This window comes from Desulfosporosinus fructosivorans (assembly GCF_004766045.1).
Taxonomy (GTDB): Bacteria; Bacillota; Desulfitobacteriia; order Desulfitobacteriales; family Desulfitobacteriaceae; genus Desulfosporosinus; species Desulfosporosinus fructosivorans.
The window spans coordinates 315,639-332,185 of the sequence record NZ_SPQQ01000006.1 but is presented as its reverse complement, the minus strand read 5'-3'; the positions used below and the strand labels follow the sequence as shown (position 1 = coordinate 332,185).

18 protein-coding genes and 1 pseudogene are annotated in these 16,547 nt (G+C 42.0%); 3 read left to right on the top strand and 16 right to left on the bottom strand.

Annotated features, from left to right (window positions below):
* Positions 1-78: 78 nt before the first annotated feature.
* The 14 genes and pseudogenes from E4K67_RS18225 to E4K67_RS30195 form a co-directional block, all read right to left on the bottom strand.
* Positions 79-372: a ferredoxin family protein gene (locus tag E4K67_RS18225; RefSeq protein WP_135549245.1), complete on the bottom strand. Its 294-nt coding sequence runs from the start codon at positions 370-372 to the stop codon at positions 79-81.
* Positions 369-1,637, bottom strand: a pseudogene (locus E4K67_RS18220) (FAD-dependent oxidoreductase); the annotation flags it as partial. The gene E4K67_RS18225 and the pseudogene E4K67_RS18220, both read right to left, overlap by 4 nt.
* A 77-nt stretch (positions 1,638-1,714) precedes the next feature.
* On the bottom strand, positions 1,715-2,623 hold the full coding sequence (locus E4K67_RS18215) for an electron transfer flavoprotein subunit alpha/FixB family protein (protein ID WP_135549241.1): 909 nt from the start codon (positions 2,621-2,623) through the stop codon (positions 1,715-1,717).
* Complete coding sequence (locus E4K67_RS18210) at positions 2,623-3,390, bottom strand: electron transfer flavoprotein subunit beta/FixA family protein (RefSeq protein ID WP_135549239.1); 768 nt, start codon at positions 3,388-3,390, stop codon at positions 2,623-2,625. Before E4K67_RS18210 ends, E4K67_RS18215 begins: the two co-directional genes overlap by 1 nt.
* A gap of 67 nt (positions 3,391-3,457) precedes the next feature.
* Positions 3,458-4,522 (bottom strand): zinc-binding dehydrogenase, encoded by a 1,065-nt coding sequence (locus tag E4K67_RS18205; RefSeq protein WP_135549237.1) that lies wholly within the window; start codon positions 4,520-4,522, stop codon positions 3,458-3,460.
* A gap of 26 nt (positions 4,523-4,548) precedes the next feature.
* The gene (locus E4K67_RS18200; protein WP_158408521.1) at positions 4,549-5,337 is read right to left on the bottom strand and encodes a hypothetical protein; all 789 of its coding nucleotides are present in this window, start codon (positions 5,335-5,337) and stop codon (positions 4,549-4,551) included.
* Positions 5,338-5,509: 172 nt separating this feature from the next.
* The gene (locus tag E4K67_RS29835; protein ID WP_206752213.1) at positions 5,510-5,656 is read right to left on the bottom strand and encodes a hypothetical protein; all 147 of its coding nucleotides are present in this window, start codon (positions 5,654-5,656) and stop codon (positions 5,510-5,512) included.
* Positions 5,657-5,711: 55 nt separating this feature from the next.
* A complete protein-coding gene (locus E4K67_RS29830; protein WP_158408519.1) occupies positions 5,712-5,864 on the bottom strand; it encodes a hypothetical protein in 153 nt (50 codons plus the stop codon).
* 36 nt (positions 5,865-5,900) lie between these two features.
* Entirely contained in the window at positions 5,901-6,725 is an 825-nt protein-coding gene (locus tag E4K67_RS18195) for an acyl-CoA dehydratase activase (RefSeq protein WP_274594894.1), read from the bottom strand.
* A gap of 24 nt (positions 6,726-6,749) precedes the next feature.
* Positions 6,750-8,312, bottom strand: coding sequence for a 2-hydroxyacyl-CoA dehydratase family protein (locus E4K67_RS18190; RefSeq protein WP_135549233.1), 1,563 nt, complete (start codon positions 8,310-8,312; stop codon positions 6,750-6,752).
* A gap of 12 nt (positions 8,313-8,324) precedes the next feature.
* Positions 8,325-9,497, bottom strand: coding sequence for a 2-hydroxyacyl-CoA dehydratase subunit D (locus tag E4K67_RS18185; protein ID WP_135549231.1), 1,173 nt, complete (start codon positions 9,495-9,497; stop codon positions 8,325-8,327).
* A 38-nt stretch (positions 9,498-9,535) separates the two neighbouring features.
* Complete coding sequence (locus tag E4K67_RS18180; RefSeq protein WP_135549229.1) at positions 9,536-10,300, bottom strand: ATP-binding protein; 765 nt, start codon at positions 10,298-10,300, stop codon at positions 9,536-9,538.
* Positions 10,301-10,806: 506 nt separating this feature from the next.
* A complete protein-coding gene (locus E4K67_RS18175; RefSeq protein WP_135549227.1) occupies positions 10,807-12,720 on the bottom strand; it encodes a sigma-54 interaction domain-containing protein in 1,914 nt (637 codons plus the stop codon).
* A 302-nt stretch (positions 12,721-13,022) separates the two neighbouring features.
* A complete protein-coding gene (locus E4K67_RS30195; RefSeq protein ID WP_199242587.1) occupies positions 13,023-13,193 on the bottom strand; it encodes a hypothetical protein in 171 nt (56 codons plus the stop codon).
* Between the two features lie 136 nt (positions 13,194-13,329).
* On the opposite strand from E4K67_RS30195, the gene E4K67_RS18170 reads away from it, so the two are divergent.
* The gene (locus E4K67_RS18170; RefSeq protein WP_135549225.1) at positions 13,330-13,572 is read left to right on the top strand and encodes a helix-turn-helix transcriptional regulator; all 243 of its coding nucleotides are present in this window, start codon (positions 13,330-13,332) and stop codon (positions 13,570-13,572) included.
* A gap of 103 nt (positions 13,573-13,675) precedes the next feature.
* Here the strand turns inward: E4K67_RS18170 and E4K67_RS18165 are convergent, their stop codons facing one another.
* Complete coding sequence (locus E4K67_RS18165; protein ID WP_135549223.1) at positions 13,676-14,539, bottom strand: DUF3102 domain-containing protein; 864 nt, start codon at positions 14,537-14,539, stop codon at positions 13,676-13,678.
* A 245-nt stretch (positions 14,540-14,784) separates the two neighbouring features.
* Here E4K67_RS18165 and E4K67_RS18160 point away from each other — a divergent pair, with 245 nt between their 5' ends.
* Together E4K67_RS18160 and E4K67_RS18155 are read left to right on the top strand one after the other, a co-directional pair.
* Positions 14,785-15,009: a DUF1659 domain-containing protein gene (locus E4K67_RS18160; RefSeq protein ID WP_135549220.1), complete on the top strand. Its 225-nt coding sequence runs from the start codon at positions 14,785-14,787 to the stop codon at positions 15,007-15,009.
* Positions 15,010-15,044: 35 nt separating this feature from the next.
* The gene (locus E4K67_RS18155; protein ID WP_135549218.1) at positions 15,045-15,284 is read left to right on the top strand and encodes a DUF2922 domain-containing protein; all 240 of its coding nucleotides are present in this window, start codon (positions 15,045-15,047) and stop codon (positions 15,282-15,284) included.
* Positions 15,285-16,206: 922 nt separating this feature from the next.
* On the opposite strand, the gene E4K67_RS30185 is transcribed toward E4K67_RS18155, so the two are convergent.
* Positions 16,207-16,542, bottom strand: a complete 336-nt coding sequence (locus E4K67_RS30185) for an AAA family ATPase (protein ID WP_199242585.1) — start codon at positions 16,540-16,542, stop codon at positions 16,207-16,209.
* Between the last annotated feature and the right edge of the window lie 5 nt (positions 16,543-16,547).

Genomic DNA, 16,547 nt, shown 5'->3' with positions numbered 1-16,547 from the left:
TTCGGCGGACCTTGCCCGTTCTTTAGTTCGTTGAACCTGACCTTGCTTCACAACTAAGTCAGATCATTGACACAATATCTAACTGGAGCGAAAACTAACCCCAAATGTCCCCCGTGGATATTCCCATTTGATGATACCTTTGTTTTTGCACATCAACCGACATGTACCGCATTCTAGACACCCTGCATAATCAAACATAATCTCACCGTTTTTACCCAGCTTGTATAGGACCGCGGGACACACCACCAGACAGGGTTTTTCTTTACACGTTTCGCAGATTGTTTTATCCAAAAGGATATGAGGTTCTTCTTCATCAATATTGAACTTGTTCAGCCCCAAGAGTTCAGGTGGGTCTACTACTTTAATGTTCATATTGATCTAACCCCCTTGAAACCGTCTTTCATCAGCTGCCAAATAGAGAGTCCGTTTGCCTTGATTAGCCTCAGGACTTCTTTCTTCATGCTTATCGGAACTTCACCCTCCATCCGATAAAGCTGTCCAAAGACATCCGTCGCTAGTTTTGGATAGGCGGAAAATATCCTCGGTATTTCTAGCATATCAAAGTACCCGTCGACCGCTTTCATGGATGCTATCAGCTTCGTCATCTCCAGTTGATTCATATAGGTTTGTCCGACCATAGCTGGATCATTTGTGGCTATGATGGCTTTAGCCGCAGCAATACCAGATAAAATGGCAAGGTCGATTCCCCGAATTGAGTAGCCTGTGTTAATGACAAATCCAGCAGATTCCCCAATGATGAGAAAACCGTCTCTATATAGCTTTTTAGGAATACCTCGATAACCCAATTCACTTACCAAGTGTGCCTCGTATTCCACAGTCTCTCCACCCTCAATCAAGGGATATATTGTCGGGTGCATCTTCATGTCCTGGAATATGGCATGAACAGATTTTCCGTGGTTGACCACTTCTTGCGGTGTGAGAACACACCCTAAAGATAGACTATCACTGTTCGTATACAGAAAGCCCCCGCCATGAATTCCTTCCGTACAGCCAAGGATCATACGGGCTGCCCCTTCATCTTTTGATAAGATAAATCGTTCCTCAATAATTTTTGCAGGGAGCTCAATGACTTCTTTTATGCCCACACCCACGGCATGTCCTTCAATGTCCCCAATAAGCCCTGCCTTTTGAGCTATAAAGGCGTTGACGCCGTCTGCTGCCACTACCACGTCGGCATACATCTCATCTTCACCGGCTATAACACCAACTATTTTTCCGTTCTTTGTTATAAGATCATCTACTTTGATGCCGCAGGCTACTATAGCTCCCAATTCCTCAGCTTTTCCGGCAAACCATTCATCAAACGCAGATCTTAAAACAGTGTATGACTGAGCTACTTTTCCCTCTTCATTAAATGAAGTGTCATGGTAATCAATGCTAATCGCTCGCTTGTCCCCCAGCAGCATAATTTGTTCGTGGGTTACTTTTCTCTCCAGGGGCGCTTCTAGCGTTAGACCTTTCTCTACCATTTCTAAGGCATAGGTATAAAATCTTCCCCCGGTCACATTCTTAAGTCCTGGAGTGTCTGCCCTTTCAATCACTAAGACTGCTTTGCCTGCTTTAGCCAGGGTGTAGGCGCACGCTGATCCTGCTGGTCCTGCTCCAATAATGATCGCGTCAAATTTTTCTGTTTCGCTCGTGTTCTCACCCCCTTTGTTTTTATGTAAGCATCCTCTATCAAGATGGAGCGTATTTACATATTTCGCAGAGTTTCAGTCAAGAGAGGAATAATTTCATACATATCCCCCACTATTCCATAGTCTGCCGATCTAAAGATTGGGGCCTTTTCATTGGAGTCTATCGCCACAATGATTTTTGAATCCCGGATCCCAAACATATGCTGTATCTGCCCCGATACTCCCATGGATAGATATAGCTGTGGTTGTATGACTGCACCCGAAATGCCAATGTATTGTTCTACCGGCAACCATTGTCTTTCCTCAGCAATACCACGACTACACCCGAGTTCTGCATCTAAAACAGTTGCTAGCTCTCTTGCCATCTGAAGATCTTCTTCTTTATCGAGACCCAGTCCGACACACACGATTTTATCAGCCCCATTAAGTTCTACTCCACCTTTGATGATAGGGGTCCTTGCCACGAGGCTGACTCTGGTATCTGCCTCAAGGTTAACAGTTACTATTTCTGATTTACCTTCGCATACTTCAAATTTTCCCGCTGGCACCGTTACGACGCTTAAACCAGTCAGCACTTCACTTTGCACAACCGCACCACCGTATAACATTCTCTCGCATACAAGTATTCCGTCTGTATAGCTTAGCGATGAAACATCACTGACCATTCCGCAGTCGAGATATCCCGCTACTCTGGCCGCTATATCTCTGCCCCGGGCAGTTGCACCCACTACAAAGAGCTCGGCGCCTTCTTTGGTAATAAATTCTGCAATCGATTTACTGTAATTTTCGACGATTGGGCTGACTCCTTTGAGCAGATAGACTTTGTTTGAGCCGTGTTGAGCTAGTTCTGCAGCAGCTTCTTCAGTAAAGGTGAGTGCAAAGACCTCTTTGCCAGTTTGCTTTGCAAAGCTGATTATTTCAGCTGCGATGTCTAATTTATCACTAAAAACGTAGATGCCAGCCATTAGAGAACACCTTCCTTTCTTAAGAACGTTGCCAATTCATTTACTTGGTCAGCAACTTGTCCTCCATTAAGGATGATGTTTTTTCTATTCATGACATAGCCTTTGACTTCTGTTACTTTTGTTTTGGTAGTAAAATCTACCCCTAGGTCCTCACCCTTGTATTCAGTAATTGGTTTTTTTCCTGCAGCCATCACTGCTTTAAGGCCTGGTATAGTTGGGACACAGGTTTCAGGTAGTACGGACACGACCGCTGGGAGTTCCACCTTTACTGTCTCTAGGCAGTCATAAAGTTTCCTTTGAGCAATTAAGGTATTCCCTTTAATCTCCATTTTGCAGACCGAGCTTACCACGGGTAAGTCCAGTGCCGCACCAACCCTAGGTGCTGTTTGCCTAGCATAGGTATCACTGGCGCCTTCTGCACAGACTACAAGACTAACATCACCAATTTTTTTTATTGCTGCTGCCAAGACCTTAGCCGTTACTGCTCCATCTGCTGTTACCGCTTGTTCTGAGTTTATCCAGTACCCTTCTTCCAGTCCCCTTGACAGGGCGTCCTTTAAGCTTTGTTTAGTTTTGGCATTACCGAAAGTCAACCCTACAGCTTTTCCCCCCAGTGTTTTTGCGGCCTGCACGACTGCCTCTATTGCATTTTTGTCATAGTCGCTTATTTTTCCTTTAGCTTTATTGGTGTCTATGGACTGGTCTGGATTAATCTTGATATCTGCTTCATCTAATACCCATTTATAACAGGCAATGATATTTGACATTGTATTTGGTTAACCTCCCTCGATTTGAATTTTGCATCATAGGTTCCCAAGCTGACCCTATGGAAGGTTACTCTTCATAAGGGGTAACAAGCCATTTAACGCAACCCTCTTTTTTGTTGCCAAAGATGTCATACCCTTTTGAGATAGCATTCAGCGGCGCCCTGTGGGTTTGCATAAACTTGGTACTTATCTTGCCATCTTGAATCATCTGCAACATTTCTGCTACCCCTTCACATGACTGAATACCAGATCTAAACTCCAAATTCTTATATACAATTTCCTGCATAGGGAGTTCAACTGGTTCGGCAAAAATAGCCACCGTTGAAACAATCCCACCAGGTTTAGTGAAAGCAAAAGCCATATTAAGGGTTTCAGATATTCCAACTGTTTCTATAATGGCATCGACACCCCCACCGGTGGCTTGCATGATTTTACTCCTTAAATCTTCAGTATGAGGATTAATCCCAACGTCTGCGATACCTTCCGTTAAGGCAAGCTCCACTCTGTATTGCAAAATATCAATTGCAATTACTTGCTTGGCTCCAAATACTTTTTTCGCTAACAAACATGCGCACAATCCTACTGGTCCAACACCTATGACCGCTACGGATTGTCCCTCTCGAACTCTTGCATTCTTAACCCCAAACCAAGCAGTTGCTAGCATATCGCCGAGTAAAATGACATCTTCTTCTTTCAGTCCTTCAGGGATTTTTATACAGAAATCTGATGCAAGTGGAATACGGATGTATTCTGCCTGGCATCCGTCAGGACCATTGGCCCCGAAGCATCCTGAATCATCATTTTTACAGAGAATATTTACACCCATTTTGCAGTAAGCACATTCCCCACAAAAAGTTCCTGGCAAAACGTGAGCCCGGTCTCCCGGTTGCAAGCCTGTGACTGCGGAACCGATTTCGACTATTTCTACGCAGAATTCATGACCAAGAATTTTCGGGGTAATAACATTTTTAATATCACCATGAACAATATGAACATCACTCGTGCAGATAGCGGATAGGGTCACTCTGCCAATGGCATCAGTGGGTTTAAGAATCCTAGGAACAGGCACATCATCTAGGCTAAATTGGTTCGGTCCATGATACACTAATGCCTTCATAGTCTTCTTTTCCATTTTCACACCTCCCTTAAGCGTGGTGGTCATTGTTTTGCTTTTTGATGCATTGCTTTTAAACCATCGACTTCTTTGCACACATCTCCAAAATCACAAGTCCCACAATCATATTCAAGGTTATCAATGATTTTTTTCATGGCTTGAGTGATTTGAGCAACTTTTTTCCCAATGGGTTTAAACCTTTGGATATCTGTTTTCGAAGAAGTTATAAAGATTATCTCTACTGCGTCAACATAAGCGAGCTGTTTATATTCCCGGATGATTTCATTGCCCAATATGTTTAAAGAGAAGCCTGATTTTAAGGCACTATGACTCACGCGGCTCCATTCTTTATTTTCTTGGGGTATGGAACGCAACATATAACCGTCGAGATTCAGTTTAAACTTTAAGACATCCATGGCTTGATAACGTTCATAGGCGTTCGTTTCATTAAATCCCTGCCCGTGGACCAAGATGATCTTGGCGAAAGGCACCTGGGTTACGTTGGCATCTTTGAGTTCAGGGCCGATCAGTGTGATATGCCCATCCTTGATGTCTTCTAGGGTTTCCGTCCACAGCAAAAAGGCTAAAGATTCTGTCTGTGGAGCCCCTAATTCAAGAGCGGTTTCAGGCGTTAAAATAATCTGTCGTTCTACCCTGGGCCAGATTTGTTGTTCATCATAGTCAAACGATTGACTGATCGCCCTTAAGTCTTTAGCGTTGGTCAGTTCAACGACCTGTTCAAGATAGTGATCAAATATTTCAATCCCCCCTTGTATATTTTTGTAGCGTTTTCTAATAACCTTAATTGCATTAAGTTTTCTCAGTAACTGCACAAAATTTGATACTGACTTCTTATAAGGTTTCCTCTTTCTGACGAAAACCCTGGGATCTTGATTTACTTGGGAATATATCCGGCTTAATCGTGGGTCGGTGACGGAACACTCGTCATCACAGCGGCTTATCCCCTAGGTAAATCAAGGTTCCCTTGATATCACAAATTAGTAGTTACTTTGCAGCCTTTTTTGCAGCCAGTTTTTGGAGCATAGGGGCAGACTTGGCGATCATCATGTCGTCCAAATCGAACCAATATATAACAGCAATAGTTGTAAAGGCAATACCTAATACGTTACTAATTCCTTTTACTAATTTCATTATCCTCATCGCCCTTTCATTAAAAAATTACTCTTTAATTCTGACTTTGCAATGTTTATGCTTTTTGAGCTGCCTCAGCCTTTAGCCGAGCTCGTTTTATCAATAAGGGCTCCACCTTTTCCATTAACTTATCGTCCAAATCATACATCGCAACCGCCACAACACCGATAAATACAACCCCTAATACGCGATTGATTTTCTTAAGCATAATTATCCTTCTCCTTCCTATATACCTTGAGATAAGTTATCTAGAAGCTTGATTACTAGCCTTGGCTACTAAAACCTTCTTACGAGCAAACTCACAGGCTCCCAGCGCGCCCATTAACTGTGGGTCGGTAGAAAGCGCCACTATTTCAAAACCAAGCACTTTTTCCAGCGCACTTTTTAGGCCTAAATTCTTGGCACATCCCCCAGACATTGTTACTTCACGCTTAATTCCAGCACTTTTTAACATGGTAATACATCGCTTGGCTACCGAGACATGAATGCCTGCTGCAATATCGGCGGGACTCTTTTTTTGAGCCACCAGACTAATTACTTCCGATTCTGCAAACACTGTACATTGTGAAGTTATGGGAACAGCACACTTTGCCTTTAAAGACATTTGTGAAAATTCAGGTAAGCTCATTTCAAAAGTAGCGGCCATATTTTCCAAAAAACGCCCTGTACCTGCTGCACACTTATCGTTCATCGCAAAATGCTTTACAGAACCATTTTCATCCAGAGCGATTCCTTTCAGGTCCTGACCCCCGATATCAATAATGGTTTTTATCGTAGGGTCAGTGATATGGACACCCATAGCATGACAACTGATCTCACTGATGTTTTCGTTAGCAAAGGGGACCCGGTTTCTTCCATAACCCGTACCTATCAGATAAGCAAAATCTTTCGTGCTGTTCAGACCTTCGATGCCTTTCATGGCTTCAGCAATCGCCAAGTTACTGGTTTCTTCTGGATCAATTTTGCTGCGCACAATTGAACTGCCCAGAATATCCCCGTCCAGATTCATGATTAAAGCTTTTCCGTAAGTTGAACCCACATCACAACCGCATACAAAATTTGACGTCACTTAGACCACTCCTCGTATTAAGATCTACCAATCATTACTGTCATCAAAAACTAAGAGACTCGAATCCAAAGGCTCTGCATGCATAATGTTAGTCATGAAGTTATTAATCTGATCTCTTATGCCCTGTCTGGAAACCACTCGAGAATCATACATGTTGTAATTAACAATGCAGTTAGATACGTCTTTCTCATTGGCCCAATCTATCATAGCTCCAGTTAAGCCCAGACTACTCCTGCATCCCATATGGTTCAAATTAAGAATGAAATCTGGACGGTACATTTCATTGACCTTAGCCAGATCACCCATCCAGTTTTCGGCAGGTCCACGGGTATGTCTGGACATGGCCGCATTACACCACTGCTCACCTAGACCCGCTAACATAGAGTCCGGGGAACTGGTATCAATAAAGTTCAGTGTCCCAAATGTTTCCATATCATTCACAATGCCTATACCCCAGCAGCGTTCCAGCCAACTCCAGAAGTAGGAATAACCAAAAGTAGGCGGATTCCATAATATTGCACGATATTTCAACGGTTTAACTGAACATTCTTTAAAATAATGAGCTCTGCGTCCTAATTTTTGCAGTTCCTTGAACAGTTCTAGGGCATCCGCTCTACCGGCATCTAGCTGGAAGAAGCACAAGTGCGGAAACCACAGTACATCATTGCACAGAGGTGGGGTTTCAGAACGGTTCATTTCCCAACGTTCAAGTTCGATTTCATTCAGCTGGTTAACTATTTCACATTCTTCTTTGAGTTTTTCCCAGTCAATCTTATGGCCAGTATGTTCTTCCAGGAAGGCAATCATGCCCTTCAGATCCTTGATATAGGCCTCACGAGCGCCCTCTTCTCTAAAGTTATAAGGAACATCCAAGCGATAAGTAGGCACACCCAGCTCGCGTTCCATGATGGCATAAGAAGCAAATCCAGCTTCACAGGGTAAATTTGAACAAACCATCACGGTATGAGGATTCGGAAGATCTCCGGCCAAAACTACCCCCGGAGTCTGTGAAGCATAGGTGCAGGTATCATCCGGCAAGCCATTATTTACAGAATTATCTATATACTTTTCATGGCAATGCTGATCCATCATAACCATGGTGTTAGCAGGCGTTTCACAGATAAAATACTTCAATCCCATCGCCTTGTAAATCTGAGTCGGAACCATGACCTGTGCCAGTATGGTATTTTCGGGGTCCAGAATGACATTCTGCAACTGTTCAATCGTAGCACCGGCCTGCAGAAGAACAGTTTTCCATGTCATTTTTAGTGCAATACCGGTACGACCTTCTGTATATCTCTTGCCCATTGAGGTAGTTTTGAGAAGATCAAGCATCCAAGGATACTCAAGCATGGCGTTGAGCATTTTTTTCTGATCAGGTTTAGTTGTACCCAGACAAACATGCCAGACCTTCATCCAATATTTAAAATCAACCCATTGATCTTTTAAACTGCCTTTATATTTTTTAGTGAGTCTCTTTTTCACTGCAGCAATCGTTTCCTCGCTGCTCAGCTGTTTTATAATTTGATTTCTGACATCTTTGTTACTCATGGCTTGCTTGATTAGAACTTTAATTGATTCTTTCATACTTTTCCCCTCCTATTCCGCTAACTGTTTATTCAGCTGCTTATTTACAATACTCTCGATAAAAGCCTGTACTCTAGTTCTCAATTGGCCTTCCCCAGCAAATGCGTATTCTCTTTCGATTCTGACGATAGGTATACCGCTTTCTTCCAAAGCCTTCATGGTGGTCAGTTTTTCATAGCCCCATACATCGCAGAATTGCATGGTTTCGAAGATGATTCCATCGGCTTTGTATTCTTCTACATACTGCACCGCATGCTCAATCCGTTGATTGGTTTTTTCCATCATCCTCGGGCATTCATTAGTTTCTAGATAATAGAGAGCTAGATTGCGATAAATATCACCGTCTTCGGATATCAATTCCATCCCTGGCAGGGAGCCAAAACAAAAGCGGTCAGCTACCACAACACAGCCCTGACTTTCCATCAGTTCGATGTAAGCCGAATTGTCCAGGATAGAACCCATAACCATGATTCTTGGAACACCCGAACTTAGCCCTTGACGTTTATCTAAAGCAACCTTTAGTTTCTTTAAGGGCTCAATCAGCATATCTTTGGGCGCTACTTTGCAAGCGGTATAAACGGTATGCCATTCGCTTCCGGTGATTTTCGGATGATCGAGCTTTCTGAGGTCGGAGATTTTCTTCAATATTTTGTTGAATTCGTTATGTTCGTGCACAGCCTTTTTGACAGCGTCGTCGTTTATGTCGATACCATAAGCGGTTGACATTAGCTCTGCTACTTTTTTAAACTCCTCGATTAGTGGCTCAATATTGCCGTCGAACATTTTGCGTGGGACATCAATCAGATAATGAACAAATGACCCATCATTATCTTTGAGCTTTTGTATTTTGTAATTGTGACTCGTTCTCTGAATCTGTACGCAGCAAGCAGCAAACACCATGCCTCTCAGAAAATCATACTGATCATCCAAAGCAGCCTCTAAAATGCTTCTGGAATATGAACAGGTAAATGGAGACATGTAGAAATTAGCCAATTCAGTACTTGTAGTTTGGGGGGCTCTTAAGCGTACAGCAAAGGCTTTTCCTACCGACAACAACGGTTCGGGAGCAGTAAAACAATTGTAACCAATAGGTATTCTTCCGGCCTCTACAGCCTTCTCAACCAGCGCGTTATTTGGAGTAGTCAGCAGGTCTTCAAAAAATGCTAACTCCTTAAGTTTTTCCATATTAGTACACCACCTATTTCTATTGATTTTCTTTTTACCTAAATCATCCCAAATTTTTGCAATAGTTCGCTTAATACGTAGGTGGACCTACCTTCAGGAAGGCCTAACAGGGATCTATCTTCGATATCATATTTACGGATAGTTTCGTCCTCGAGTATGCACCCTAAGAGCTCTAATTTCCCCAAATTCACTGAGTCTTTTTCATTTTCGTCTTTCATCCTGTTTAAGATTACGCCAGCCTTTTCATACTTCATCACACCACCACTGGCCACTTCTTCAATAGTCTTAATAACGTTAATCCCTTTAAAGCTGGTATCAGAGACCAAAAGCAAATGAGTGACTTCTTCCATGACACGTCTGTTAACCTGTTCAATACCTGCCTCCCCGTCGATAATCACATAATCGAAGTTGCTAGCCAATGCTTCAATGATTGTTTTTAAATAACTGTTGACCTTGCAATAACAGCCCTCTGTTTCTGAGCGGCCTATAGCAAGAAAGGCGTAGTTATCTTTTTGTATCATTGCCTCAAATACTTCATAATCAAGCTTTGATAAAATAGCTAATTTGTCATCCCGATTGCCTTCCTTACTTGTTTCAATGACCTCATTTCGTATATCGTTCACAGTTCTTCCTACTTGAACTCCCAGGGCCGTTGCAAAGCCAACTGCCGGGTCTGCATCAATAGCTAATATCCTCTTGTTTCCTTGTTCTAGAAGTGCTCTAGTGATTAAGGCCGAAATTGAGGTTTTTCCTACCCCTCCTTTTCCACATACGGCAATAATTTTTGGTCTCTTTGTTTCCATAGATCGGATCTCACCTCCTACTTTGTTGATTTTATTGCAGTGGATGTAATACTATAAATGCAATTATTGTGCCATTATTTATATTTATTCATAATAATAAATAAGGACATCTCTATTCCGTTACACTCTCTTATGTTTACTGATAAATAATCTTTTGATAGGGTCTATAATTTGCTAATTATTCTCGGTAGATTGGAAGTATGTATGTAATTATGTAGTAATATCAGTCAGATCACTGTAGTAATATCGGTCACATTTCATGTCAATGAGGAAGCGAGCGAGTAGCTACTATACGGATGAATTGAAATGCTCGGGTTTGACAGTCAAATGCCGGTTAGGCACTTGTCGTGCCTACAGACTGTCGAACCCGAGAAATTCACAAGGGCAACAATGCCTGAATAAAGAAGGGGATGTTTCAACTTCGAACTGACTTCCAGTTCAAAGTTGAAACATCCCCTTAGAAAAATTAAACCTTCAAGCTTATAAGAAACTTTCACTGCTTTTAGTTAATGGGAAATACATAGCTTATCCATTTTTTGATAAAGAGTGGATCGTGCGATTCCCAGTTCTTCTGCAGTCTTACTAAGATTTCCATGGTGTTTACGTATTGCTTGCGTTATGGCAATCTTCTCGCATTTTAAAAGACTCCCTTTATCAGAAGCATCCTTTAGTACGCTTTCTTTAATCCGAGGCGGTAGGCAGTCGTAAGTAATTACATTTCCTTCCATGTAAATAATAGCTCTTTCCATAACGTTTTGTAATTCTCTAACATTTCCTGGCCAATCATAACGACTCAAGCATTCCATTGCCTCTGCACTAATCTCAATATGCTCATTTGTGTTACGTTCTTGGCAAAATTTATCTAAAATATGACGACTCAAGGATGGAAGATCTTGTATGTGTTCCCTTAAGGAAGGCAACCTAATTTCAATAACATTAAGCCTATAATACAAATCCTCTCTGAAATTTCCATTTTTAACTTCGTCATCAAGAACTCGATTGGTGGCTGCAATGATACGAACATTCACTTTCCTCGTAAGTGTTCCGCCTACTCGAGTCACTGTTTTCTCCTGCAGACAACGTAGGAGGCTGACCTGCATCTCCAAGGGCATTTCTCCTATTTCGTCTAGAAAAATCGAACCCCCGTCAGCCAGTTCGAACTTACCAGGCTTACCTCCCTTTATCGCTCCAGTAAAAGCGCCTTCCTCATAACCAAAAAGCTCGCTTTGCAATAATTCCTTAGTAAGGGAGCCACAATTAATCGCAATAAAAGGTCCTGTAGGGCGACTCGCGCTGTGAATAGATTGCGCTATGAGTTCCTTACCCGTTCCAGTCTCTCCTTCAATAAGGACGTTAGCGCAAGATTCTGCTGCTTTTCGCGCTATAGTTTTTACTTTATTGATTGGACCACTGTCGCCGTACAAGTCCTCAAAATGATAACACTTGTTATCGATTAAAGGGGCTGAGCTTAAAATTTTTAAGTCATTTGAGTGGGGGGCCTTAACTATAAATAGAAGAAGGGAATGATCACCGAAACTGCTAATGACACATTTTTTCATACTGATCATGTGGTGGATCTTATCTTTACCCTTAATATATAATTTACTAGGAACATCAGATTTATCGCAAGTGTTTAATAATGTATGATAATTTATATTGCCCTCGATATATTCTGTCAAATAATGTCCTCTCGAGATTTTAAAAGGAATACACAAATCCATAAACTTTTGGTTAAAATCTAAAATTACCCCTAGTTCATTGGTAGCAATCGCTGCGTCAGAAATCTCTTCAAGTAATACCCCCATCTGGTGAGCTGCTATTTGCTCAAATACAAGAACCGATTGAATTAACTGTGAACCGATCCGCACAATGGGTACTATCGAAGACACCTTTGAGGTTTGGCAAATAATGCCCAAACCTCCAGCTACACTTTTATCATAATTAAAAATTGGAGCCCCAAGGGTATGCCATTCAGCACTCTCAGGATAAAGGTGTTCATACCCATAAATTTCTAATACTTTATTTTCATTTGTAGCAATATCCATAGCATTTAAACAGGCGTATGTTTCACTACTACCATGATTAACCCATGGAATAACATCATTCCCTTTTGTCTTTATTATGACACCTTCTGCATCCATTAATATAACTGAATATTCCGATTTCATATGTTCAGTTAAGATAGTGTCAATCACATTCATCACTTGCTGAGCGTTATCTATTAGGCTACGATTATTCTGTTTCTTGGCCCGTTTGTTTGCAGGTAAAGGCATTCCATAAATTCCTTTATGACTGCATCTTACCCAGGAGATATAGTTATCCGGGTGTAGAATGTCTTTGGGGACCGCTCCTATTTCTTTAAACATTGTCCAAGCGTTTACTAATTCATTGTTCTCTGTTTCACAATAACCGTAATGCACTTAAAACACCCCCACCTAATAGGACCTTCCATTTTCATTTTGCCTACAAGTCATGTCCTTACTGTCAACTATATTCCACATTGAAGGCGAAACATGGCGAAAAAGCGACTGAGTACAAAATAATCTCCTTACACCTCAAGAGTCTGGGAGACCAAATTGCTTTCTCTTCTAAATTATGCTTCTAGCAAGGGTCGACTTAAGATAATTATTTAGCTTGTGTCTCAATAAGCTTAGCCAATATCTTGATCCGCACATTTTTCACGCTCCTCATAAAATTCTTTATGGTTGATCAAAAATGATCATCATTCTTGATCACTCCGCTTCTCTTCTGGTCTAGAATTTTTAAGCGAAATAACCGGGGTTTCTTCTTTAGAAAAATCGTATTCTCCTTGCTGTTGCGCTTCAACAAGAATATCAACAGCATTTGCAACTTTGGCGGCAAGTTGAAAATACATTTCCTTATAATCTGGCACGCGAATACACCCCTCTGCACAATTAGTGTTATATAACTAATTATGACACATAATATTCCTTAGTGCTATATCACTAACAAAACTAATTTTTCTTCTGTATGCTTTAATTAGTGATAACTCACTAGGAGGTGTATTCATGGATACGAGACAAGCAGTAGTGAATAGAATTGTTGAACTTTGCAAAAAACGGAATATAACGCCCAATGCTTTGAGCTATCGTGCCGCCGTACCACAATCGACAATAAAAAGCATCCTAAATGATGAGAGCCTGAACCCTGGTATTGTAACAATTAAAAAGTTGTGTGATGGTTTAGAAATCTCATTATCGGACTTTTTTAATACGGATGTCTTTAGTAATTTAGAACAAGAACTCACATGAATCTCCGATACTACGCTGCATCTCCCCGAAATCTTTAACCGTAAATGCGTTTTAGGTCTGCTTGGCTTTCCCGCCAAGCAACCTAAAACGCATTTTTGAATCATCAGCCCCCCATTCTCTCCTGCATAGCCTTGATTAAAAAATCATTCACCATCTTTTTATACGCTGCATGTACATCCGGATCAATCGAAGCGAACTTGGTCATCTCATAAGCCAGTTCCTTGAATGCTTTATCCATATTCTCATATAAAAAAGTGATTTTATTGGCGGCCACCTTGTTATACGCGACAGTAAGACTATCGCTCATCCTTTGGACACTCTTGTAACTTGTCTTTTCTTTGAGCTTGTCACACTCCAATTGCTTTTTCTCGACATCCTGCTCAAGTGCCCGCTTGGACTTCTGCAGATCGCCCGCTTTCGTCTTCAGGTTGTCGCGCTCCTTAATCAGCTGAGTGTTTGTACCCTTTTCACCGTCCAAAGCCTTCTGGAGATCGGCTTTTTCCTGCTGGGCCCGGTCCCGATCCTGAAATGCCTGTTCCCGGTCCAGAAAAGCTTGGTCCCGCTCCTTCACGGCCTTCTGCAGTTCCCGAACGGACATGTTTTCAATATCCATCTCCATGATGAACTGCTCCCGTTCTTCTTCCGGGACCTCGAGAAGGATGAGCGCCTGAGAATAGTTCATATTCGGCAGTCGCAGAGTTTGTGCGTCGGCATTGAGGGTAGCAGGCTGTTGGTCCCCGTAGGCATCAAAGACGAGCATCAGTCTCTGGGCTGTTCTCTCCGTGTAACTTACCGACTCCACCAGCCATTTGCCCCATTCCCCATACGGAATCAGGTCCTTGGCCTCCTTCAGCCGCCTGCCGATCTCAATGGCGTTGTTTAGCACTACTTTTTCAGTCTGTTGTTTGATCATGTTAATTTCAACCGCGATGACGGGCGGTGTTCTCTCTGTTATCGAATCGCTCATGATTATTACCAATCCTATCTCGCACTTTATTCACATTATATGAGATTAGCTAGATAAGCGTGACAACCCCCTATAAAGGCCTGTCCGAGAAACGACTACGTAGTCGTTTCTCGGACAGGCTTGAGTAATATAATAAATTAAAAAATAGGTCGCAAACAATAACCTCTGGACGAGCAATAGCATAGTCTATACGGACAAGCCAAATTCAAGCGGCCTGTCAATTTCGGAAGAAAGGATGTGAAACGATGGCAGTAGTTGGGATACCTTTAAATTCGACGCTTGTTGTTGTATACCAGACCGGGCTCACCCCCGCCGGTGGTCCGGTACTCAGACAGAAAAGCCTGAGTGATGTGAGATCCGATGCAGCGGAACAAGCTGTTTATGAGGCGGCACATGCCTTATTCGGTCTGGCGCAGTATCCGGTGATCGACGTACTCTATAGGAAAAACTTTGAGCTGGTCGATGAATAGCCGACCGGAAAATCAGATCTAAAGGAGGTGAAAGCATGGCTGTAACAACAAGCAGAGTGCTAAGGTTGACTTTCACGACCGCCGGCGCAAAAACGTTTGCGATTACGGTCCCCAATCCGAAGGTAGACCTTCAGCAGGCTGAGGCCGTGGCCGCGATGAACTCGATTATTGCCAGTGATCTATTCCTTACGTCCAGCGGCGCACTGACCGGAATACGGGACATTAGGGTAATAGATACCACAACCGACGACCTTTTCGACCAACCGCAGGCTTAACCGGCTGCGTTAAGGAAGTAAGCGTCAAATAACAAGGTGTATAGAAATAGAGCAAAAACCAGTGTGAACTTGGTTTTTGCTCTATATGCAGGCTTCTTGGCGAAGGAAAATTATTTACTAGAAGTATGAGATAGCTATAAACTCTTTTGACACACCAACAGACAGACCGGGCAGTTAAAGCACTGCTCATACCCTACCCCTTCACTCGTAGCTCTTTGTCTACCCTCCTATGGAGCTGGTGGTTGGAATAGAACCGATGACCTGCTCATTACGAGAAAGTGGAAACCTATATCAGCTGGTATCAATGTATATCAAAATACGCTAAACATGCGGGGTTGGGGATTTTCATATTCCATCTGGTATTGTAAAATATATTTCGCAATTGCATCCATTGTTTCCACCTTATGCCCCCTTTTACTTCACATTCGCCTCCTAGAAATGCAGGCAATTCGGATATGAATTCGACAGGCTGATTGGTATATCCTGCCATGCACCGTCAACTAATAGACAGAATGCCGTCCAACGCTGAATTAGAGAGCTGGGTGGCATTTATACTGCTGAGTTTAAGAATTAGCAGTTTAAGGTTCTAGACCAAGGCTTTTAATGCACCAATTGGCAGGTTATTCCTGAACAATCCGAAATTAGGCAACAAAGCCACTTGGAGTTGTTTGATTATTGAATTAAAGGAACCTTGAGCCAAAACTATTTCATATATCAAGCCGTTTCAAGTGTTCCTTTACTATATTCGTACGTTCTTCTACAGTCTTGTCGCCCTCTATTTTTAAAATTGGACAGGGTAATTTCGAAAGCCAAATATCATGTAAGGCCTTACTTCTCATGTCAGGTCCAGCTTCGTCATATTTCGAAGCCCACTCTACAAATTCTTTATGCATTTGATGCATCTTCCCATTTTCTTCTATTTCTATTCCATACCTTTGTCTTCCCTCTCAATTAGTCTTTTTATCCGAATTTCCTTTGGTAGTGACAAATAGACAACTAAATCGAAGTACGGGATGAAAATATCCCCCCAACCACATAACGAACCTGACAAAATCCATTTAGATGTACTATTCAAATCTTTTTTTAAAAGTTCTTGACGCTCTTCTATTTTTCTCTTTTGTGTAAATGGTACATCAGTGGAAGTCCAAAAATAATCATCCGTATCAAAATGACAATAACCTATTTCCTTTGATAAAGCCTTCGCAAGAGTTGTTGTCCCTGAAGCAGATGCACCTAAAATATGAATTCTTTTTATCATTGATA